Source organism: Gulosibacter sediminis (assembly GCF_014904065.1).
GTDB classification, from domain to species: domain Bacteria; phylum Actinomycetota; class Actinomycetes; order Actinomycetales; family Microbacteriaceae; genus Gulosibacter; species Gulosibacter sediminis.
The window spans coordinates 41,833-42,168 of record NZ_JACXJG010000017.1 but is presented as its reverse complement, the minus strand read 5'-3'; the positions used below and the strand labels follow the sequence as shown (position 1 = coordinate 42,168).

General features: G+C 70.2%; 1 pseudogene. It reads right to left on the bottom strand.

Going from position 1 to position 336, the window contains the following annotated elements:
• Positions 1 to 144, bottom strand: a pseudogene (locus tag ID132_RS08840) (helix-turn-helix domain-containing protein); the annotation flags it as partial.
• Positions 145 to 336: the final 192 nt, after the last annotated feature.

Sequence of the window (336 nt, the reverse complement as noted above, 5' to 3'; positions counted from 1 at the left end):
CACCGTCTTCCACGACGTGCCGAGCTGACGAGCCAGGCTATGCACGGTCGCGTGCTCGCGACGCAGCTGCCCGATCGCCCAAGAGACCGCGCGCGTGGTGGTCGACCCGCGCCGGGCGACCAGATCCGGGAGTTGCTCCACGAACATCTTCCGCGTGTAATCGTCATCACCGCACCGCCAGACCCGTTGCCGCCACACGACCTGCACCCGCGTCGCCCCGGGCACGTCATGCAGCACCCGCCCGTGACGGCCGCGGCCGTCGCGACCACTCCACACGACGAGCACCCGGTCGAGGCCGAGTAGCAAGTCGCAGCGGGAGCACGGATCTGTGGCAGC